The organism is Pseudomonas sp. Os17 (genome assembly GCF_001547895.1).
Classification (GTDB): Bacteria; Pseudomonadota; Gammaproteobacteria; order Pseudomonadales; family Pseudomonadaceae; genus Aquipseudomonas.
On sequence record NZ_AP014627.1, the window covers coordinates 6287315 to 6307503 of the forward strand.

The following is a 20189-nucleotide window of genomic DNA, read 5'->3' on the forward strand; positions in this document are numbered from 1 at the left end:
CGGTGGGTGAACCCGGTTGTCGTCAGTCCAAAGCCCTCGCAATGAGCTGGTTGGTGCGTTGTATCGCGACCATCGCGGCTGGCTCCTGGCCTGGTTGCGGCGCAACGTGGCCTGCAGCCAGCGGGCCGAGGACCTGAGCCAGGACACCTTCGTCCGCCTGCTGGGTCGCGACGAACTCCAGGCGCCCCGGGAGCCCAGGGCCTTTCTGCTGGCGATTGCCAAGGGCCTGCTGTTCGATCATTTCCGCCGCGCAGCCCTGGAACAGGCCTACCTCAACGAACTGATGCTGATCCCCGAAAGCGAGCACCCCTCGCCGGAGGAGCAGCAGATGATCCTCGAAGACCTCAAGGCCATCGACCGCCTGCTGGGCAAGCTTTCCAGCAAGGCCCGCATGGCCTTTCTCTATAACCGCCTCGACGGCCTGAGCCACGCCGAGATCGCCACACGCCTCGGGGTCTCGGTGCCGCGGGTGCGCCAGTACCTGGCCCAGGGCATTCGCCAGTGCTACATCGCCCTGTACGGGGAGCCGCTATGACCCCCATCAGTTCCAAACCGGTTTCGGCACGGGTACTGGACGCCGCCATCGCCTGGCAGCTGTCGCTGGATGGCGGCGCCAGCGCACTGGAGCGCGAGGAGTTCGCCAAATGGCACGCCGCCCATGAAGAACATGCCCGGGCCTGGCGCCAGCTGGGCATGCTTGACCAGCGCGTCAGCGTCGCCTCGGGGCCTGCGCGCAACGCCTTGCTGCAATCGCGCGAAGGCCTGCGCCGGCAGGTACGCAAGCTGGGACGTGGGGTCGCCAGTGTGGTGCTGGTGGTCGGGCTGGCGCTGTTTGCCGGGGAGCGTTACCTGCCAGTGGATTACTGGCTGGCCGACCAGCGCACCGCCACCGGCGAGCAGCGCACCCTGCACCTGAGCGATGGCACGCGGATCAACCTCAACACCCACAGTGCGCTGGACGTGCGCTTCGATGAGCAGCAACGGCGGATCGTGCTGCAGGAAGGCGAGATCCTCATCGAGACCGGACACGACGACAGCCGCCCCTTCATCGTCGAAACCCGCGACGGGCGGATGCGTGCCCTGGGCACGCGGTTCCTGGTCCAGCGTGAAGACCAGGGCACCCGTCTCGGCGTGCTGCAATCGGCGGTGGCGGCGCGACCGCAAGCCGCTCGGGACGAGCAGGTGTTCAAGCAGGGCCAGCAGGTGCTGATGCGCCGCGCTGGCCTGGACCCGCTGCCGCCCCTGACCCCGGGGGCCGACGCCTGGACCCGGGGCATGCTGGTGGTGGACAACGCGCGCCTGGGCGACCTGATCAAGGAACTGGGACGTTACCGTCGCGGCTACCTGGGCGTCGCCCCGGAAGTGGCCGACCTGCGCATTACCGGCAGCTTTCCGCTGCAGGACACCGACCTGGCGCTCAATGCCCTGCTGCCCACCCTGCCGGTGACGATCGAGCGGCACACCGACTGGTGGGTGACCGTGGCGGCCAAGGCCGACGCCAAGCGCTGAGGTCGGCGTCGCGGTCTTGGCCAGCAAGCAGGCTCCTACACCGATCCCGTAGGCGCTGGCTTGCCAGCCAATCGCCCGCCATCAATCCGAATCCAGATTATTTTCAATCCGCCCCTATCACTTTTCCAATCTCGTCCGGCACCTAGGCAATTGCGAAACATTTCCATTCAGGAGCCGCCCCCATGTCCCGCTCGCTAGACACCCTGTTACGCCCCAGCCTGCTGGCTGTCGCCATCGCCCTCTGCGCCCCGCTGGCCAGCCAGGGACTGATGGCCGCCGAGCAAGCGTCCAGCGTGCGCGCCTACGACCTGCCGGCCGCGCCCCTGGCCAGCACCCTGAACCAGATCGCCAGCCAGGCCGGCCTGGCCCTGAGCCTCGATCCGTCCCTGGCGGCGGGCAAGCGCTCGGCCCCGGTCAAGGGCCAGTTCGACGCCCCCGGCGCCCTGCGTGAGGCCCTGCGTGGCAGCGGCCTGCAGCTGCAACGCAGCCCTGCCGGCAGCTACAGCCTGGTGGCGATTGCCGACGACGTGGTGACCCTGGCGCCCACCAGCATCACCGGCCAGCAGGCTGGCGAAAGTGCCTGGGGCCCGGTCGACGGTTACCTCGCCACACGTACCGCCGCCGGCACCAAGACCGACACCGCGCTGGTTGAAGCGCCGCGCTCGATTTCCGTCGCGACCCGCCAGCAGATGGAGGACCGCAACGTGCAGAACCTCGACGATGCCGTGCGTTACATGCCCGGTATCGTCTCTGCCAGCTACGGCAGCGACACCCGCTATGACTGGATGCGGGTCCGTGGCTTCGAGCCCACCCAGTTCCTCGACGGCCTGCCCCTGCCCCGCGGCGTGTATGCCAACCCGAAAGCGGAAACCTGGAACCTCGACCGCCTGGCCCTGCTGCGCGGCCCGGCGTCCTCGGTGTATGGCCAGACCCCGCCGGGCGGCCTGCTGGACATGGTCAGCCGCCGCCCCAGCGCAGACACCAGCCATGCCGTGCAGATCCAGTACGGCAGCGACAACTACCGCCAGATCAACTTCGCCAGCACCGGCAAGATCGACGACGAGGGCCAGTTCCTCTATGGGCTCAGCGGCGTGGTGCGCGATGCCGGCACCCAGGTCGACCACATCGACAACAAGCGCTACAACATCGCCCCCAGCCTGACCTGGAACATCGATACCGATACCCGCCTGACCCTGCTCACGCAGTTCACCCGCGACGATACCGGTGCCACCAGCCAGTTCATGCCGATCCAGGGCACCAAGATCAACTCGCCACTGGGCGAGGTTTCCCATCACAAGAACCTGGGCGACCCGGACTACGAGTTCTACGACCGCACCTACTACGCCCTGGGCTACGCCTTCGAGCACCGCTTCAACGATGTCTGGCAGTTCCGTCAGAACCTGCGCTACACCAAATCGGAACTGTCCTTCCAGCAGTTGACCGTGGGTTCCTATGCCTACTCCCCGGCTGATGCGGCGGGCAACATCAGCCGGACCTCGACCAACGTCAACGAAGACATCGGCCAGTTCGCAGTCGACAACAACGTCCAGGCCAACTTCGCCACCGGCGACATCGACCACACCGTGCTCATCGGCCTGGACCACCAGCGCACCAGCACTTCGTACCTGTCGATCTATGGCGACGGGGGCAAAACCAATATCTTCAACCCGGTCTATGGCCAGCCGATCGTTCGTCCGTCGCGCACCGACGCTTACTACGACTACGACCAGAAAACCATTCAGACCGGCCTCTACGTCCAGGACCAGATGGCCCTGGACAACTGGCGCCTGACCCTGGGTGGTCGTGAGGACTGGGTGCACCAAGGCACCACCTACCTCAACAAGAAAGACGCGACCAACACTGATCGCAGCAAGAACTTCAGTGGCAATGCGGCGCTCAGCTATGTGTTCGACTCGGGTGTCGTGCCGTACATTTCCTACGCCGAATCCTTCCAGCCAGCGAGCAACGCCAGCGTTTCACCGACCGAATCGTATAAACCCACGGAAGGTAAACAGTGGGAGCTGGGCATCAAGTATCAACCGCCGGGTTCGAACACGCTGCTGAGTGCGGCGATCTACGACCTGACCCAGAAGAATGTCCTGGTCACCAGCATCGGGGCAGGAGGCGAATCGATCACCAACCAGACCGGCGAAGTGAAGGTCAAAGGCCTGGAGCTGGAAGCCGTGTCTGACGTGACCGACAACCTCAAGGTCATCGCGGCCTACACCCTGGCCAAGTCCGAGGTACAAAAAGGCATCCACAAAGGCAACCGCCTGCAACTGATGCCTAACCAGCAAGCCTCCCTGTGGACGGACTACACCTGGCACTCCGGCGTACTCGACGGTTTCGGCATCGGTGCCGGCGCCCGCTACACCGGCAATACCTATGGCGACCAGGCCAACACCTGGCTGGGCAAGGCCGACGCCTACACGGTGTTCGACGCTGCCGTGCATTACGACCTCGGTCGCCTGGACAACAGCCTCAAAGGGGCGTCGCTGAAACTCAACGCCACCAACCTGTTCGACAAGGACTACCTGTCCACCTGCGATGGTTCCTACTGCTATTTCGGCGATCAGCGCAGCGTGGTCGCCAGCGCCACCTATCAATGGTAATCGGCTGAATTAACAACCAGGCCGTCCGACTAGGACGGCCTTGGTGTGCCTGAAGGCTAAGAAATGAAAAGCAAGACAATCCGCCGCTGGTCCTTTATCCACACCTGGAGCAGCCTGATCTGCACGGTATTTCTGCTGCTGCTCGCGCTCACCGGGCTGCCGCTGATCTTCCACCACGAGATCGACCACCTGCTGGGGGACGCGCCACAGCTGCAGGAAATGCCCGCCGACACCCCGCACCTGGACCTGCAACAGCTGGTCAAGGCCGCCGAAGCTCATCGCCCGGGGGAAGTCATGCAGTACTTCGGCTGGGACGAAGACGAGCCCAACGGTGTGATGGCGATCATGGCCAAGACCGCCGGCACCGAGCCCAATTCCTCCCACACCTTCATGCTCGACGCCCGCACCGGCGAAGCCGTGGCCATGCCCTCGGCCAATGGCGGGCTGATGATGGTCATGCTGCGCCTGCATGTGGACATGTTCGCCGGGCTGCCGGGCAAGCTGCTGCTGGCCTTCATGGGCCTGCTGTTTGTGCTGGCGATCATCTCCGGCACGGTGCTGTACCTGCCGTTCATGCGCCGCCTGAAGTTCGCCACGGTGCGCCAGGACAAATCCAGCCGCCTGCGCTGGCTCGACCTGCACAACCTGATCGGCGTGGTGACCCTGACCTGGGCCCTGGTGGTGGGCGTGACCGGGGTGATCAGCGCCTGCGCCGACCTGATCATCGCCGCCTGGCGCAATGACAGCCTCAGCGCCATGGTCGCGCCCTACCGCGACGCCCCGCCCCTGACCGCGCTGGCTCCCGCCAGCCGCCTGCTGGACATCGCCCGGGAAGCCGCCCCGGGCATGCAGCCGGACTTCATCGCCTTTCCCGGCACGCGCTTCTCCAGCGAGCACCACTACGCGGTGTTCCTCAAGGGCGGCAGCCACCTGACCTCGCACCTGCTGACCCCGGTGCTGATCGATGCCAGCAGCCTGCAGGTCACCGCCGTCGGCGAGCGGCCCTGGTACATGGACGCCATGGGCATGTCCCAGCCCCTGCATTTCGGCGACTACGGCGGCCTGCCGATGAAGCTGCTGTGGGCGGCGCTGGACGTCCTGACCCTCATTGTCCTGGGCAGCGGCCTGTACCTGTGGATCGTCCGCCGGCGGGCCGGCAAGGCGACCCGGGAGGGGCACCGATGAAGCCGCGGCAAGCGAGTTTCTGGAAGGTCTTCGGTGCGCCCCTGGCGCTTGGCCTGCTGAGCGCCGCCGGGTTGTTCGCCGCACTGCTGGGCGACGGCGTCTGGGACAGCCTGAGCTGGCTGGGTCTGGGCCTACCGACCCTGATCGCCCTGCACGGCCTGCTGCGGCGCAAGCCGGCGGCCTGAACCCGGCGCCGGGAAGCCGCGCCACAGGTACATCGCAAGCCCGAGGCCGATCAGCATCACCGGGATGAACACCCGGTTTTCCTGGAACGCCTCGATGGCCACCAGCACGCTGAACAAGGCCAGCCCCAGCAGCGGCACATAGCTGGCCGCCAGGCTCCAGCGCCACAGCTGGGTCACCGGGTCGGGACCGCGCAAGCGCAACAGGGCGCAGGCCAGGCCCGGCAGGGCCAGTGCCGGCAGGGCCCAGTACCAGGCGATGTAGGCGAACGCCATGATCAGCTCCGGCTCACCCTCGCCCTTGCGACGAAACTCGTATTGCAGCGCCAGGTACACCGCCAGCGCGCCCAGCAAGGTCAGGGCCAGGCTGTACAACCCGTGTAAAAGATAGGACCTGCGCACTCATCACTCCTTGTCTGTACTGCCGCTCGCCCCTGTGGCCCATGCCCCAGGCTGCGCTAAGATCCCCGGGCTGCGAGACTTCCACCCGCGAGGAATATTCATGTCCACCCCAAGCATGACGCTGTTCCACAACCCGGCATCACCTTTTGTACGCAAAGTCATGGTGCTGCTGCATGAAACCGGACAGTTGAACCGGGTTGCCCTGCAAGCCAGCCAACTGAGCCCGGTCAACTCGGACGCCACCCTGAACCAGGACAACCCCCTGGGCAAGATTCCCGCCCTGCGCCTGGCCGACGGCCAGGTGCTGTATGACAGCCGGGTGATCCTCGATTACCTGGACCAGCAGCACGTCGGCAACCCGCTGATCCCCCGGGATGGCTCGGCCCGCTGGCGCCGCCTGACGCTCGCGGCCCTGGCCGACGGGATCATGGACGCCGCGGTGCTGGTGCGCTACGAGCTGGCCCTGCGCGCCCCGGAAAAACACTGGGAGCAATGGCTCGACGGCCAGCGCGACAAGATCCGCCGCGCCCTGGCGGTGCTGGAGGCCGAGGCGATTGCCGAGCTGGCCAGCCACTTCGACGTGGCCGCCATCAGCGTCGCCTGCGCCCTGGGTTACCTGGACTTCCGCCACCCCGACCTGGAATGGCGCCAGGACCAGCCTCAACTGGCCGCCTGGTACTTCGAGGTCAGCCAGCGGCCGTCGATGCTGGCGACCCGACCGCCGGCCTAATCGGTCAGGCGCTCGGGCCTGTTCGCCGGCAAGCCGGCTCCTGTAGCACGGGGAGCAGCTTGCTGGCGCACCCGCCACCACGCCTCCGGTGGAAACAACTGGCCAATCCGCTGCGTCAGGCGCTCGCGCTGACGCTGGTCCTCACGCAAGCCCAGTGACTTACTCATGGATGGCCTCCAGGTCGAACTGCAGGGGCGCCGGGGTCTTGCTCTGGCCCAGGCCATACCAGTCCAGCTTGCGGGTCAGCACCATGAACACGCCCAACAGGCCGAACAGCAACAGCGAGCCCATCAGCAACGCATAGTCCTCGGCGCTGAGCAGGCCATACAGCAAGCCGTACAAGGCCGCCAGCGAGAGCGCGAACACTGCGCCGTTACGCCAACTGTGCAGCACATGGCTGACATAGAAACCGATCAAGCCCACGCAGGCCGCCGCCGACACGCCGTAGGCCAGTTCGAAACCCAGGTGCTCCGACAGCGACAGCAGCAACAGGTAGAAGAACGCCAGTGCCACGCCCACCAGGGCGTACTGGATCGGGTGCACCGACAGGCTCTTGAGCACCTCGAAGAGAAAGAAGCCGGCAAAGGTCAGGCCGATGAACAGCAGCGCGTATTTGATCGCCCGGTCGCTTTTCAGGTACTGGTCCACCGGGTCGATGAAGCTCACGCCAAAGCTGCGGCTGTTGAAGTCCTGGCATTGGCTGCTGTAGGCGCAGCGCTCCATGGCCTGCTCCAGGTTGGTGGAGAAGAACGAGGTCTGCCAGAGCGCCGAAAAGCCCTGCTCGGTAATCTCACGCTGCACCGGCAGGTAGTTGCCGACAAAGCTCGGGTGCGGCCAGTTGGCCGTCAGCAGCACCTTGCTGGTCTTGCCCACCGGCAGCACCTGCAACTGGCCGGTGCCCTGCAGGCGCAGGTCGAAGGCGAAGTCCAGGCGAGTGTTCTTCTTCAGGTCCAGGGGCGGCAGCAGCACGTGCACGCCTTCGTCCAGCCAGCTGACAAAGGTGCCGGGGGCAAAGTCCAGGGTCTGGCCGTTGAGCTGCAGTTGCAGGGCGTTTTCGATGCCGCGGATATCGCTGATGCCCACCGCCAGGAACGGCTGGTCGAACTGGTAATCCGCAAAATCCTCCTTGATGCCGTACTGCTCGGGCACCGCAAAGTGGCCGCTGATGTGGTTGTCGGCGTGGAACAGCCGCGCCTCGTAGATCCCCCGGGCGCGCAGCTCGGTCTGGGCCTTGCTGTCCAGTTCGAAATGCTCGGGCAGGAAGAACAGCCGTCCCTGCTGCTCGCTGGTTTCCTGGTAGCGCTTCTTGGTCTTGTCGTCGGTTTTCCAGGTGCGCACGGTCTTGCGGTAGTCCACCACCATCACCGGGCCGCTGATCTGCTGCTGGGTGCTGGAGCTGCGGGCGATATCCTCGAGCACGCCATCGCGCAGGCTCTGGCGCTCGCCGATCAGGCCGCTGATCATCAGCAGCGGTATCAGCAACAGCACGATCAACAGGCCAATGGCCCCGAGTTTGAAGGTCAGGTTACGGTTCATGAGGCTCTCCCAGTTGGAATGGGCGAGAGTCTGGAACCCGGGCATGGGGGTTTTATGGGGGCAATGTGGAGACTCTGTGGAGAATCCCCGCTCAGGGCAGCCGCAAGGTCACCTGCACCCCACCCGCAACGTTCTCAATGCGCATCTGGCCGCCATGCAGTTGCACCACTTCCTCGACAAAATTCAGCCCCAGGCCGGTGCTCTTGCGTCCGCTGTCCGGGCGCGGCAGGGAATAGAAACGCTCGCACAGGCGCGGCAGGGCATAGTCCGGAATCGGCTCGCCCTGGTTGAACAGCACCAGTTCCACGCCGTCCTCCACCCGCTGCGCCGAGCAGCGCAACAGGCCACCCACGGGGCTGAAATCCAGGGCATTGGTCAGCAGGTTGCCCAGGGCCTGGCGCAGCAGGAACGGCTCGCCGGACCAGGCCAGGTCCGCTGGCACCCGCAGTTGCACCTGCAGCTGCTTGCCTTCGATACGCCCGTGCTGGCTGTTCAGCAGCTCCTTGCACAGCGGCGCCAGGGGCACGCTGACCCGCTCTTCCAGGCCCTGGCGCTGCTCCACTTGCGCCAGGTTCAGCAGACGCTCGATCAACTGCTGCATGCGCGCGCTTTCACTGTCGATATTGCCGACGAAACGCTGGCGCTGCTCCAGGGGCATCTCGCTCTGCAGCAGTTCCGCCGCCCCGCGAATCGCCGCCAGGGGGCTCTTCAGTTCGTGGGTCAGGGTGTGCACGTAGCGCTCGACATAGGCCTTGCCTTCGAGCTGGGTGCGCATGCGTTCCACCGCCGTTGCCAACTGTTCCAGCTCGCCACCGCGATAGTGCGGCAGCTCGGCCCGGCGCCCTTCACTCACTGCCAGGGCATAGGCAGTCATGCGCCGCAACGCCGCGCTCAGCCACCAGGACAGCAAGGCGCCAAACAGCAGGCCCATGGCAATCAGCCCGGCGCCGTACCACAGCAGGCGGCGTTCGGTGCGGTCGACATAGGGCTGCAGGGAACTGTTGGGCTTGGCCACGGTGACCACGCCGATGATCTGGCCGTTGTCACGGATCGGCGCGCCCACGTGCATCACCGAGGAATTGGGATCGTCGGCCAGCGAGCGCGACGAACGCGCGCCATATTGGCCGCGCAGGGTCAGGTACACGTCGTTCCAGCGCGAATAGTCCTGGCCCACCGCCAGGCCACTGGAGTCCAGGACCACGATGCCCTTGGCATCGGTGACGTAGATGCGGTGGTTGACCTGATTCTTCGGCAGGCCCCAGATGGTCGCCGCCGGTTGCCGCTCGCCATAGGCCCGCAGCAGTTGCGGCCAGCGGTTCTCGCTGAGGGTGCCGGCCTTGAAGTCGTCTCGCAGGATCTCCGCCAGCAGGTTGGCGGTGTCCACCAGGGTTTCCTCGGTGGACTGGCGCACGCCGGGGCGGATCTCCTTCATCACCGTGCTCAGCACGAAATAGCCGGTCAGGCTGATGAACAGCAAATAGACCAGGAAGATGCGGATGCCCAAGGTCATCAGGCGTGGCTCGGGCTGTAGCTGTAGCCCAGGCCGCGATGGGTCTGGATCGGCTCGGCCTCGGCCGCCACCAGGCGCAGCTTGGCCCGCAGGCTCTTGATGTGGCTGTCGATATTGCGCTCGTAGCCCACGTCCGCCACCACCCCCAGGGCATCGAGCAACTGCTCGCGGCTGAACACCCGCTCGGGCTGCTCCAGCAGGCATTGCAGCAGGCGGAACTCATGCCGGGTCAGGCTCAGGGGCTGGGCCCGGTAACTGATCTGCACCCGCTCGGCGTCGATGACGAACAGCGCCGGGGCTGCCTCGGGAGCCGCTCGCGGAGCCATGCGCTTGAGGATCGCCTTGACCCGCGCCGCCACTTCCCGCGGGCTGAAGGGCTTGACCACATAATCGTCGGCGCCGATTTCCAGGCCCACCACCCGGTCGATCTCACCGTCCCGGGCGCTGAGGAACATCACCGGCACCTCGCTGAAGCGGCGCAGCTGTTTGCAGGTTTCAAAGCCGCTGATATCCGGCAGGCCGATATCGAGGATGATCAGGTCCGCCGGGGTTGCCCGCTGATGCTCCAGGGCCGCATGACCCAGGCTCAGCCAGGTGGTGGTGAAGCCTTCGCCTTGCAGGGCGAAGATCAGGGTGTCGGCAATGGCCGCTTCGTCTTCGACAATCAGGATATGGGGCATGGCATCCAAGCACGCAAATTCAGTGGGCGAACGGTGCCGGATGCCTGGTAAGCCGTCAATCAGCAGTCGGGTTTATCCGCGGTGTAGCGCCGCGCCGGGTTCACCGCCGCACCGAATTCCCGCAGCGCCTTGGCACCGATCAGCAGCGGATAGTTGAAGCTGCTGCGGTCGGTGAGGTTGACCTCCACCGTGCGCTTGACGTTGCCCAGGCACATCTCCAGCTCCACCACCGGGCGCTTGGCCGACTGCGGTTCTTCAGCCTCATCGCCCTCGTCGGCGCGGCTCTTGATCTTGCTGATGCGCGCCACCTTGTGCTCGTAGACCTTGTTCCCGGCATCCTTGGTCGCCAGGCGGAAACGCACCCAGTCCTCGCCATCGCGGGTAAAGGTCTGGATATCCCTGGCCGACAGCGACGCGGTCAGGGCCCCGGTGTCCATCTTGGCCTGCAGGGTTTCGCCGATTTCCGGCAGGCGGATGTATTCGTAACGGCCATACAGCGTCGGCTCGGCGGCCATCACCGGCAGCGCCAACAGCGAAACAAGAGCAAGGACAGATTTCACGACAGTGGATTCCTTGAAGAGAGGGGCAGCGGGATTTTAGACCGCAGCCAACGAATTGGTTCGTATAGAAGCAGCCTCAAGCCTCAAGCCTCAAGCCTCAAGCTTGGAGCTTGGAGCTTGGAACTTGGAACTTGGAACTTGGAGCTTGGAGCTTGGAGCTTGGAGCTTGGAGCTTGGAGCTTGGAGCTTGCCGCTTGCCGCTTGCCGCTGCCACTTAGAATTTGGCCTGCCCACCGAAGCTGCTTATCATGGCGCGCCCAAAAGATTGCAAAGAGTGCCTTATGCGCCGCCTGCTCACCGGCTGTTTCGTCACCCTGCTCCTGCTGCTCAACACCCTGGTGCTGTTCGGCCCGCTGATGGTGTTCGCCCTGCTCAAGCTGGTTCTGCCGGGACGCCTGCGCGATTGCGCCTCGGCCGCGGTGATGTGGATCGCCGAGACCTGGGCCGAGATCGACAAGCTGATCTTCGCCCTGTGCATCCCGACCCGCTGGGACATTCGCGGCGGCGAAGGCCTGCGGGTCGACACCTCCTACCTGGTGGTGAGCAACCACCAGTCCTGGGTCGACATCCCGGCGCTGATCCAGACCCTCAACCGGCGCACGCCGTTCTTCAAGTTCTTCCTCAAGAAGGAGCTGATCTGGGTGCCGTTCCTCGGTCTGGCCTGGTGGGCCCTGGACTACCCCTTCATGAAGCGCTACAGCAAGGCGTTCCTGGCCAGGCACCCGGAGCTGCAAGGCAAGGACCTGGAGATCACCAAGGCGGCCTGCGAGCTGTTCAAGCGCCAGCCGGTGACTGTGGTCAACTACCTGGAAGGCACCCGCTTCACCGAGGCCAAGCGCCAGCAGCAAGACTCGCCCTTCCAGCACCTGCTCAAGCCCAAGGCCGGCGGCGTTGCCTTCGTCCTCGCGGCCCTGGGCGAACAGCTGGACGCGGTGCTGGACGTCACCGTGGTTTATCCCCAGCAACGCATTCCCGGTTTCTGGGACCTGATCAGCGGCAGCGTGCCCAAGGTGATCATCGACATCCGCACCCGCGAGCTGGACCCGGCGCTGTGGCACGGCGATTACGAAAACGACCCGGCGTTCCGCCAGCAAGTGCAGGACTGGGTCAACCGGCTGTGGACCGACAAGGACCAGCGCATCAGCGAACTGCTGAGCGAACGCCGCTGATCAATCGCTGATCACATGGGGCAGGAAACGGCTGCTGTCCTTGGTGATCGGCGAGTTGTCTTCACGAATGCCAATCCCCGCCGGCTGATCGCCAATCACCCAACTGCCAATCACCGTGTGGTTGCCGGCAAACACCGGCAGCGGGTGAAACCGCTGGCGGATGCACGGCCCGCCATAGGGCCCGGCCTCGATCAGGCGCTCACCGCCCTCGGTGCAGATTTCCACATTGGCGCCCTCTCGGGAAAAGAACGGCTTGCGCACCCAGCCCGGGCCCAGGCTGGCAGCGGGATCGTCGTCGATGAACGCCGGCAACAGGTTCGGATGCCCCGCATGCCGCTCCCAGAGCAGGGCCAGCGCGCCCTTGTTGGAAAGAATCGCCTTCCACGGCGGCTCGACAAACTGCGTGCCGCTGCCGGCAAGCGCCGGGCCATAGGCTTCGGTGAACAGCTGTTCCCAGGGATAGAGCTTGAACAGGCTGTCGATGGGCATCTCCAGCAGGTCGACGAAACGCCCACCGGCATTCAGGCCGATGTCCTCGATATTGATCAGGCGCGTGCCCAGGCCCGCCTGACGGGCAATGTCGCGCAGGTATTCGACGGTGCCGCGATCCTCCAGCGAATCCCGCACCGAGGCGAAGTGCATCGGCGACTTGAAGCCGCCCTGGACAAAGGCCTGCAGCAGCTTGTCCTCGATGCTGTTGAACTGATCGCAGCCAGCCGGCAACTGCCCGCGCTGCAACTGCTGCTCAAGCCAGACGTACTGAAAGAAGCTCGCCTCATACAGCGACGTCGGCGTGTCGTAATTGGTCTCCAGCAGCTTGGCCGGGCCACTGCCGTCGTAGCACAGGTCCATGCGCCCGTAGAGATGGGGGTCGCCCTGCTTCCACGACTGGCGGATCAACTCGTGAAAGGCCCGGGGAATGGCCAGGCGCTCCAGCAACGCTTCGCTGTCCACCACTTCGGCCACCAGGGCCATGCACAGCTCGTGCAGTTCCTGGGTCGGGTCCTCCAGGTCGTCCTCGATCTGCCGCAGGCTGAAGCGGTAGTAGGCCGACTCGTCCCAGTACGGCTCGCCGTCGAAGGTGTGGAAGGCAAAGCCCAACTGCTGCGCCGTGGCCTGCCAATCCGCGCGAGGGGTGCTGGGAATGCGCTTCAAGAACCGAAGCTCCAACTGCTGCGGCTGGAGGAACCGAAGCCGCCACGACTGACCACTTCATGGGCACCGGCCAGGGGATTGCCGGCGCTGGTGAAGTGGTCCGGGCTGGAAATGCCGAAGCGTCCACCGTTGGCGCCGGAGAAGGTCTTGCCGGCCTCCACCTGCTGGCTGAGGGTGCTCAGTTGCGAGCCGCCCCGACCGTCACGCTCCTTGTACAGCGTCTCGCTGAAATAGCGCGGCTCGGGCGTGGAATCCAGGCCGATCCAGCGCCAGAAGCTGGAACCTGCGCGGGCGCCATAGGAGTGACCACCACCACCACCACCACCACCACCACCACTCGAACTGCTGGAGCTGGCCTGCTCGGGTTGTTCGTCCTCGGGCTGAACCGGCACCGTGCGCTGGGTGGTCAGGGCGAGGCCCTTGGCAATCGGCACGTAGGCGCGGTTGTCTCTGGACACCATGCAGTTGCCCGCGAAGAAGTCGTCTTCACAGCGTTGCAGGTCGAGATAACGCGGCGCTATCAGCTCTCCACGCTCGCGGGCATCATCGAAAGCGGCCTGGCAGATCGCGGACGGAACCTGTGCCAGTACGCAGTCGCGGACACTACTGAAATGCTGGGTCTGGCGCACTTCGCGGGTTGCCTGAGGCTGGCCGTCACAGGCAACCAGGGCGAATGGCACACTGCCCAGCAGCACCAGGCGCACGCTTTTACTGCGTTTCATGCCGGCGCCCTCAGACCGATGGGGTCATGCAGGCCGCATTCAGCAGGCCGACACCGACAGACACCGCCGCCACCAGGATCGCCGCGGCGTTTTCCTGGTTGGCAATGCGCTGGGACAGGCCCTTGAGGGTCAGGCTGACCACCAGGAACGTGAGCAATTGCACCACCGCGGCGATGCCGGCCCAGAGCAGGAAATCGATGATCGAGATGGAATGGGAAATCGCGCTGGCCACCGGAATGGCAAAGCCCAGCAAGGCGCCGGACAGGGCGATGGAAGCGGCACTGTTGCCCTGGCGGATCAGGGCGAATTCGTTATAGGGGGTCAGGCGCGTGTAGATGAACGCGTAGAGGGCAAACACCAGGGCAGCGCCCAGCATGTAGAGCATGAAACCGAGCACCGCGTCGGCGGGCAGAGACATCTTCAGTGCATCCATGAACATCGCGTTCAAGCTTCCTTGGAAAACGGGGCGCGAGATATAGCACAGGCCGGATGGGGCGAAAACTGCGCAAAGGTAAAGTTTCAGGGCTCGGGGGGAAGCTTCGACATCGAGCGCTCCGCCACCGATGGCCCCGACGCCGATCGCGCCGGGGCCGGGAGGCGTTACTGGTTCACGCCCCAGATGCCGCCCAGGCTTTGCAGCAGGGAACCGCCAACGCCCTGCTGGCCCAGGTACTGCAGGATCAGCGGCGCAAACTGGCCGATCATGCCGCTGTCCATGCCCAGGGCGCCAAAGGCGTTGTTCAGGTCTTGGGTGTCCTTGACGTTGCCCAGGGCGCTGCCCAGGCCGGCGCTGTTGCCGGAAGACTGGCCGAGCAGGCCGCTCAAGGCGCCCAGGCTGCCCAGGGCGTTGCTGCCCGAGAGCTGGTCCAGGCCCGGTACGCTTTGGCTCAGTTGCGAATAGTCGGTGCTGCTGAGTTGATTCTTCGCCAGGCCGAGCATGGCGCCGGTGCCACCGATGGCCTGCTCAGGGGTGACATTGAGTTGCGCCAGGGTGCCCAGCAGGCCGGCGGTCTGGGAAGTCGGCGCGGCGGCAGCGGCCTTGTCGCCGCCCTGCATGCCGGCAATGGCGTTGGCCGCATCGCTCAAGCTGAAACCGCCGGCCAACGCCGAACCGGCTGCCAGGGTCATCAGGGTAGCCAAAGCAAAACCGCGTGGAATATTCATCGAAACAACCTCATGGGGCGGGAAACCGTCCGGACTCGGGCGGCGGGAAACCAGTGTTTTGACTGAAACCCCAGGCGAATGTTCCAGCGCCTGCCCTGCCGTCCGGCGCCTGCATCCAGCTGCGCTGCTGCTGCGTATATCGTCCACAAGCGCCACCTTCGGGCTCCGGCATGAGGCAGCAGGACGTGAATGGAACAACCACCCACCCTGGACTAATCTCTGGCTGCGTCAGTCGGCGCTTGTCGCTGGCCCTTGTCCCAGTTCCTGTCAGGAGAATCGCCATCTCGAGCCTCGACACCGATCAGCTGCGGCACCTGCTGGCCCAGTGTTCACTGGGTGATCGCCGGGCCTTCGAAACCCTCTATCGCATGGTTGCCCCGCGCCTGCATGGCGTCGCCCTGCGCTTCATGGGCCGTCGCGATCTGGCCGAGGAAGTGCTGCAGGAAAGCTTCGTGCGCATCTGGAACAACGCCGTGCGCTACCAGCCGCACCTGTCCGCGCCCCTGACCTGGATGGTCAACATCACCCGCAACCAGGCCATCGACCAGTTGCGCAAACAGCGCGAACGGCCCCTGGGCGAACTCGAAGAACAACAGCTGGAGGATCAAAGCCCTTCGGCCCACGACCAACTGGACAGCGCCCGCGCCGCCCGGGCCCTGAACCGCTGCCTGGACAGCCTCGACGGCATGCAGCGCCAATCCATTACCGTGGCCTACTTCCAGGGCCTGTCCTGCTCGGAGCTGGCCGAACACCTGGCCGCGCCCCTGGGCTCGGTCAAATCCTGGATTCGTCGGGGCATGGAACGCCTGCGCCGGTGCCTTGAATCATGAACTATCGAACCCCTGAACGCCGCCGCGCCCTGGCCGCCGACTACGCCATCGGCCTGATGCAGGGCGCCGCCCGCCGGCGCTTCGAAATGCTCCTGCTGGACGACGCCGCCCTGCGCGAAGAACTGGCGCAGTGGCAGGAAAGCCTCGCCAGCCTGACCGAAGCCCTGCCTGAAGCGGCGGTGCCGGAACGGGTCTGGGCGGGCATCCAGGCACGCATCGAACCGCAAGTGCTGCACGTACCGCAGAAGAAACCGCTGTGGATGCGCCTGCGCCTGGCGCTTGCCGCCTGCGCCGTGCTGGCGACCCTGTACATCGGCTTTATCCAGCAGAGCGACCAGGTGCGCTACAGCGCCACCCTGCTCAGCGCCGACCAGCAACCGGCCCTGCGGATCAAGGCCCACGCCCAGTACCTGCAAGTCGAACCCCTGACCCTGGCCGCCATCGGCCTGGACCGCAGCCTGGAACTCTGGGCGATCCCTGCCGACGGCCAGCCGATTTCCCTCGGCGTGGTGCCGGTCGGCGGCCAAGGCAAGATCAACCTGAGCCCGGCCCAGCGCGCCCTGCTCGATACGCCGATTGCCCTGGCGGTAAGCCTTGAGCCCCACGGCGGCTCGCCCACCGGCCAACCCACCGGACCGGTGCTGTACCAGGGCCAACTGGCCTCGCTGTAACAGGCACCTGGTGGCGTAGGAGCGGGCTTGCCCGCGAACGCCGTCAGGGTAAACTCCGCGCCCAGGCCCCCCGCTGCCTCCTTGCAGGCAGGCCCTTGCCTGCCATGCAAGCCCCCGCCTCGCCTGGCGCCATCCACCGAACAGACTCTTATGAAAGCTGCGCTCTACAGCGGCCTGCTGCTGGCCCTGGCAATCACCGTCTTGCTCTGGCGAATCGGCACCCCGGTTGATAGCAGCCAATGCGCCAACACGGCCCCGGGCCCCCTGACCGGCTTTATCCGCCAGCACTTCAGCGACCGCCAGGGAGCCGACTGGCGCGACGACGGCAGCGCCTTGGGCATTCTTGGCGTTGCCGAGGCCCAGCCGTTCGCCCGCCAACCCGAGCGTTACTACTGCGAAGCCCTGAACCTGCTGCAGGACCCACAGCGAACCCAGACGGAAAAGGTGCATACCACGGCCCTGATGCTGTCCCTGCCCCTCGATTACTACCTGGACCTCATGGACCGCAGCCACCAGCTGTATCAGCGCGGGGCCATGGACCGCCCCGTCCTGACCCTGGTGCTGATACCAAGAGGCACGGCGCTGAACTACTGGTGGCTGCCCCAGTGGCGCTCACGCTTCCAGCGGGATGCGCCAGGCATCCTGGCCGAGACCGACATAAAGGAAATCCTGAGAGGCGAACACTGGTTCGACTACCCGGGCAGGGGCTATTGATCGAGTCGGGTTCGCAGGCAACGAAAAGCCCGCCAATGGGCGGGCTTTTCAGTCGGTATGAACTATCTGAACAACTCGGCATGGCTGCCAAGATCGACAAAGGTCACCAGCCCGGCTCGGGCCACGTCATAAATCAGCAGAAAATCGCCACCGATATGACACTCCCTGAAACCGTCCCACTCCCCCTTCAGCGCATGATCGAGGTACTGGGCCGGTAGTGGCTCCCCCAGGAACAGCAGCACCATGACCTTGCGCACTTCGTGCATATCGCGACGCCCCGCGCGCTGGTAGCGCTCCCATGACTTCTTGAACTCTGCTGTTTGCGCGCACTGCCTGGGCAGGTCAGCGCGCTTTTGCTTCTTCTCCGGCTTCGCCATCAGCATCCCTCAACATCTCGTCGATCGAATCGTACTGACGTCGAATCTCACGCGCCTGCGCCATGGCACGAGCGGTTTTCTCCGATGGGACACGCACTTCGAAAGGCAGTCCCTGCACGGCCACAACCTGACGCAGGAACAGGCGCATGGCCTCACTGAGGCTCAGCCCGCAGGCTTCCAGCACAGCAGTAGCACTCACCTTCAAGTCCTCGTCTATGCGGCAACGCACATCAGTGGTTTTCAGTAATGCAGCCAAGGTATCACCTCTATTAGTTATTTGTAGCTACGTTGTGGCCACGAAATGCATTCTGGGAGCTTTGCCTTTTTCGGTCAACCGATTTCAGTGGACCCGACTCGTGAACAGGACCTCGTGCACGTTCAGCGACGCCACAGCAGACGAAACCTCCTGCAAGACATCCACCCCCCAACGCCTTGCCGCCCCTGCGCCGGCGGCTTATAGTCCGCCGGTCGCCGAGATGGCGACCGGGTTTGGCGACCCGTCAGATACAAGGCGTACACGGTTTCCGCGCACAGTGGAAAACGTGAGCGCATGCGCATCCGTTGCTTTATGGCAGCTGTGCGCGGGAGACCTTCGGGTCTGCCGGGTTCTTGTGTCTCCGGTTCGCCAACCTGCGTACAGCTGCCACCCAATGCTTGGCGACAAATGAGTGGCGGCATTCAGGAAGACGACACAGGAGTGTTATCGAATGAACCGTTACATGCCGATCACCGGCCACGACTGCAACATTCCCTCTCTACTGATCGATACCCAGGCGCCGCTGGATGTGCTCCATGAAGCCGCCGCCTTCCGTATCCGCGCCGTGACCCAGGTGCTGGAGCAACTGGCCTTGAGCGATGCGCTGGGCAAGGACCCGGTACTGGCCCAGGAGTTGGCCCAGCTCTGCGCCATTCCCCTGCGCGATGGCTGCGACCTGATGGATGTGCTGGGACGGCGCTTGCGCGCCACGCTGATCGCCTGACTGCAACCGCTGGATGTGGCGAGGGAGCTTGCTCCCGCTGGGGTGCGCAGCGCCCCCGGTAGCGTCTACGCGGTGAGCCTGACAAGCCACGCCAGTAGGTTTTACGACCGCTACGCGCCGGGGCGCCGGCCGGCCGGCCGGCCGAGCGGGAGCTTGCTCCCTCGCCACAGAAAAAACGCCGCGTTCTCGGCAAGAGAAGGCGGCGTTTTTCGTTATCGGCAGGCTTCAAGCCAAAGGCTGACGGTCCTCAGGCGGCGCTGAACAGCTTGTGCGGGTCGATGACGAATTTCTTCGGCACGCCGGCATCGAACTCGCCATAGCCGCGCGGGGCGTCGTCGAGGCTGATGACTTGCACGCCCACCACTTCGGCGATGTTGATGCGGTCCCACATGATGGCCTGCATCAGTTGGCGGTTGTACTTCATCACCGGGGTCTGGCCGGTGTGGAAGCTGTGGGACTTGGCCCAGCCCAGGCCGAAGCGGATGCTCAGGCTGCCCATCTTCGCCGCGGCGTCCACCGCGCCCGGGTCTTCGGTGACGTACAGGCCGGGAATACCGATCTTGCCCGCCACACGCACCACGCCCATCAGCGAGTTGAGCACGGTGGCCGGGGCCTCGTGCTGGGCACCGGCATGGCCGTGGCCACGGGCTTCGAAGCCCACGGCGTCCACCGCGCAATCAACTTCCGGCTCGCCCAGCAGGGCGGCGATCTGTTCGTGCAGTGGGGTGTCCTTGGACAGGTCGGCAATTTCAAACCCCTGGGCCTTGGCGTGGGCCAGGCGCACCGGGTTGACGTCGCCGACGATCACCACCGCCGCCCCCAACAGGCGCGCAGACGCAGCGGCGGCCAGGCCGACCGGGCCGGCACCGGCGATGTAGACGCTGCTGCCCGGGCCAACGCCGGCGGTGACGGCGCCGTGATAGCCGGTGGGCAGGATGTCGGAGAGGCAGGTCAGGTCGCGGATCTTCTCCATGGCCTTGTCGCGATCCGGCAGTTTCAGCAGGTTGAAGTCGGCGTAAGGCACCAGCACGTACTCGGCCTGGCCACCGGTCCAGTCGCCCATGTCGACGTACCCGTAGGCGCCACCGGCGCGGGCCGGGTTGACGGTCAGGCAGACCCCGGTGTGCTGTTCCTTGCAGGAACGGCAGCGTCCGCACGCGACGTTGAACGGCACCGACACCAGGTCACCGATCTTCAGGTTCTCGACGTCGCTGCCCTTCTCGATCACTTCGCCAGTGATTTCATGACCCAGGACCAGGCCGACCTGGGCGGTGGTACGGCCGCGGACCATGTGTTGGTCCGAGCCGCAGATGTTGGTGGAGACTACGCGCAGGATGACGCCGTGCTCGATCTTCCTGCCGCGCGGGTCCTGCATTTTTGGATAGTCGATTTTCTGTACCTCGACCTTGCCGCTGCCCAGATACACGACACCACGATTACCAGACATGCTTTCACCTCGCTGTTGTTGTTATGGAACCGCGTTACCCAAAGGGGGAAACAC

General features: G+C 65.0%; 24 protein-coding genes. 11 read left to right on the plus strand and 13 right to left on the minus strand.

Annotated features, from left to right (window positions below):
* The first annotated feature begins 16 nt into the window (after positions 1 to 16).
* The 5 genes from POS17_RS27870 (at position 17) to POS17_RS27890 (ending at position 5491) form a co-directional block, all read left to right on the plus strand.
* The gene (locus tag POS17_RS27870; RefSeq protein WP_060841418.1) at positions 17 to 535 is read left to right on the plus strand and encodes an RNA polymerase sigma factor; all 519 of its coding nucleotides are present in this window, start codon (positions 17 to 19) and stop codon (positions 533 to 535) included.
* Positions 532 to 1509, plus strand: coding sequence for a FecR domain-containing protein (locus POS17_RS27875; RefSeq protein ID WP_060841419.1), 978 nt, complete (start codon positions 532 to 534; stop codon positions 1507 to 1509). The genes POS17_RS27870 and POS17_RS27875 overlap by 4 nt, the downstream gene beginning before the upstream one ends.
* Before the next feature lie 182 nt (positions 1510 to 1691).
* Positions 1692 to 4121, plus strand: coding sequence for a TonB-dependent siderophore receptor (locus POS17_RS27880; protein ID WP_060841420.1), 2430 nt, complete (start codon positions 1692 to 1694; stop codon positions 4119 to 4121).
* Positions 4122 to 4184: 63 nt separating this feature from the next.
* Entirely contained in the window at positions 4185 to 5306 is a 1122-nt protein-coding gene (locus tag POS17_RS27885) for a PepSY-associated TM helix domain-containing protein (protein WP_060841421.1), read from the plus strand.
* Positions 5303 to 5491: a hypothetical protein gene (locus POS17_RS27890; protein ID WP_060841422.1), complete on the plus strand. Its 189-nt coding sequence runs from the start codon at positions 5303 to 5305 to the stop codon at positions 5489 to 5491. The genes POS17_RS27885 and POS17_RS27890 overlap by 4 nt, the downstream gene beginning before the upstream one ends.
* Here the strand turns inward: POS17_RS27890 and POS17_RS27895 are convergent.
* Positions 5438 to 5890, minus strand: a complete 453-nt coding sequence (locus POS17_RS27895) for a hypothetical protein (RefSeq protein WP_060841423.1) — start codon at positions 5888 to 5890, stop codon at positions 5438 to 5440. The genes POS17_RS27890 and POS17_RS27895 overlap by 54 nt on opposite strands.
* Before the next feature lie 100 nt (positions 5891 to 5990).
* Here POS17_RS27895 and POS17_RS27900 point away from each other — a divergent pair, with 100 nt between their 5' ends.
* The gene (locus tag POS17_RS27900) at positions 5991 to 6620 is read left to right on the plus strand and encodes a glutathione S-transferase N-terminal domain-containing protein (RefSeq protein WP_060841424.1); all 630 of its coding nucleotides are present in this window, start codon (positions 5991 to 5993) and stop codon (positions 6618 to 6620) included.
* Here POS17_RS27900 and POS17_RS32090 read toward each other — a convergent pair.
* The 5 genes from POS17_RS32090 to rloA2 all read right to left on the minus strand — a co-directional run bounded on the left by POS17_RS32090 (position 6617) and on the right by rloA2 (position 10906).
* Complete coding sequence (locus POS17_RS32090; RefSeq protein ID WP_159426289.1) at positions 6617 to 6787, minus strand: hypothetical protein; 171 nt, start codon at positions 6785 to 6787, stop codon at positions 6617 to 6619. The two genes, POS17_RS27900 and POS17_RS32090, sit on opposite strands and share 4 nt — an antisense overlap.
* The gene (gene creD / locus POS17_RS27905) at positions 6780 to 8156 is read right to left on the minus strand and encodes a cell envelope integrity protein CreD (RefSeq protein ID WP_060841425.1); all 1377 of its coding nucleotides are present in this window, start codon (positions 8154 to 8156) and stop codon (positions 6780 to 6782) included. Before creD ends, POS17_RS32090 begins: the two co-directional genes overlap by 8 nt.
* Positions 8157 to 8247: 91 nt before the next feature.
* The gene (gene creC, locus POS17_RS27910) at positions 8248 to 9666 is read right to left on the minus strand and encodes a two-component system sensor histidine kinase CreC (RefSeq protein ID WP_060841426.1); all 1419 of its coding nucleotides are present in this window, start codon (positions 9664 to 9666) and stop codon (positions 8248 to 8250) included.
* Positions 9666 to 10346 (minus strand): two-component system response regulator CreB, encoded by a 681-nt coding sequence (gene creB, locus POS17_RS27915; protein ID WP_060842022.1) that lies wholly within the window; start codon positions 10344 to 10346, stop codon positions 9666 to 9668. The genes creC and creB overlap by 1 nt, the downstream gene beginning before the upstream one ends.
* 59 nt (positions 10347 to 10405) lie before the next feature.
* Positions 10406 to 10906, minus strand: a complete 501-nt coding sequence (gene rloA2 / locus POS17_RS27920; RefSeq protein WP_016963060.1) for a retropepsin-like aspartic peptidase RloA2 — start codon at positions 10904 to 10906, stop codon at positions 10406 to 10408.
* A gap of 281 nt (positions 10907 to 11187) precedes the next feature.
* Here rloA2 and POS17_RS27925 point away from each other — a divergent pair, with 281 nt between their 5' ends.
* Entirely contained in the window at positions 11188 to 12075 is an 888-nt protein-coding gene (locus POS17_RS27925) for an acyltransferase (RefSeq protein WP_060841427.1), read from the plus strand.
* Here the strand turns inward: POS17_RS27925 and POS17_RS27930 are convergent, their stop codons facing one another.
* The 4 genes from POS17_RS27930 to POS17_RS27945 form a co-directional block, all read right to left on the minus strand.
* Positions 12076 to 13230 carry a glutathionylspermidine synthase family protein gene (locus POS17_RS27930; RefSeq protein ID WP_060841428.1) on the minus strand — a complete coding sequence of 385 codons (1155 nt, stop codon included), beginning with the start codon at positions 13228 to 13230 and terminating at the stop codon, positions 12076 to 12078. It abuts the gene before it with no gap.
* Entirely contained in the window at positions 13227 to 13952 is a 726-nt protein-coding gene (locus POS17_RS27935; protein ID WP_060841429.1) for a DUF1190 domain-containing protein, read from the minus strand. The genes POS17_RS27930 and POS17_RS27935 overlap by 4 nt, the downstream gene beginning before the upstream one ends.
* 10 nt (positions 13953 to 13962) lie before the next feature.
* Positions 13963 to 14391, minus strand: coding sequence for a DUF350 domain-containing protein (locus POS17_RS27940; RefSeq protein WP_060841430.1), 429 nt, complete (start codon positions 14389 to 14391; stop codon positions 13963 to 13965).
* Positions 14392 to 14552: 161 nt separating this feature from the next.
* Positions 14553 to 15116, minus strand: a complete 564-nt coding sequence (locus tag POS17_RS27945) for a DUF2780 domain-containing protein (RefSeq protein WP_060841431.1) — start codon at positions 15114 to 15116, stop codon at positions 14553 to 14555.
* 185 nt (positions 15117 to 15301) lie between these two features.
* Here POS17_RS27945 and POS17_RS27950 point away from each other — a divergent pair, with 185 nt between their 5' ends.
* The 3 genes from POS17_RS27950 to POS17_RS27960 all read left to right on the plus strand — a co-directional run bounded on the left by POS17_RS27950 (position 15302) and on the right by POS17_RS27960 (position 17331).
* Positions 15302 to 15946: a sigma-70 family RNA polymerase sigma factor gene (locus tag POS17_RS27950; protein ID WP_060841432.1), complete on the plus strand. Its 645-nt coding sequence runs from the start codon at positions 15302 to 15304 to the stop codon at positions 15944 to 15946.
* Entirely contained in the window at positions 15943 to 16617 is a 675-nt protein-coding gene (locus tag POS17_RS27955; protein ID WP_060841433.1) for an anti-sigma factor, read from the plus strand. Before POS17_RS27950 ends, POS17_RS27955 begins: the two co-directional genes overlap by 4 nt.
* A gap of 150 nt (positions 16618 to 16767) precedes the next feature.
* A complete protein-coding gene (locus POS17_RS27960; protein ID WP_060841434.1) occupies positions 16768 to 17331 on the plus strand; it encodes a hypothetical protein in 564 nt (187 codons plus the stop codon).
* Between the two features lie 62 nt (positions 17332 to 17393).
* On the opposite strand, the gene POS17_RS27965 is transcribed toward POS17_RS27960, so the two are convergent.
* Positions 17394 to 17714 carry a type II toxin-antitoxin system YafQ family toxin gene (locus POS17_RS27965; RefSeq protein ID WP_231978985.1) on the minus strand — a complete coding sequence of 107 codons (321 nt, stop codon included), beginning with the start codon at positions 17712 to 17714 and terminating at the stop codon, positions 17394 to 17396.
* Positions 17674 to 17964 (minus strand): type II toxin-antitoxin system RelB/DinJ family antitoxin, encoded by a 291-nt coding sequence (locus tag POS17_RS27970; protein ID WP_060841436.1) that lies wholly within the window; start codon positions 17962 to 17964, stop codon positions 17674 to 17676. Before POS17_RS27970 ends, POS17_RS27965 begins: the two co-directional genes overlap by 41 nt.
* Positions 17965 to 18415: 451 nt before the next feature.
* Here POS17_RS27970 and POS17_RS27975 point away from each other — a divergent pair, with 451 nt between their 5' ends.
* Positions 18416 to 18688, plus strand: coding sequence for a hypothetical protein (locus POS17_RS27975; RefSeq protein WP_047306413.1), 273 nt, complete (start codon positions 18416 to 18418; stop codon positions 18686 to 18688).
* Positions 18689 to 18935: 247 nt separating this feature from the next.
* Here the strand turns inward: POS17_RS27975 and fdhA are convergent, their stop codons facing one another.
* Positions 18936 to 20135 (minus strand): formaldehyde dehydrogenase, glutathione-independent, encoded by a 1200-nt coding sequence (gene fdhA, locus POS17_RS27980; RefSeq protein WP_047289632.1) that lies wholly within the window; start codon positions 20133 to 20135, stop codon positions 18936 to 18938.
* Between the last annotated feature and the right edge of the window lie 54 nt (positions 20136 to 20189).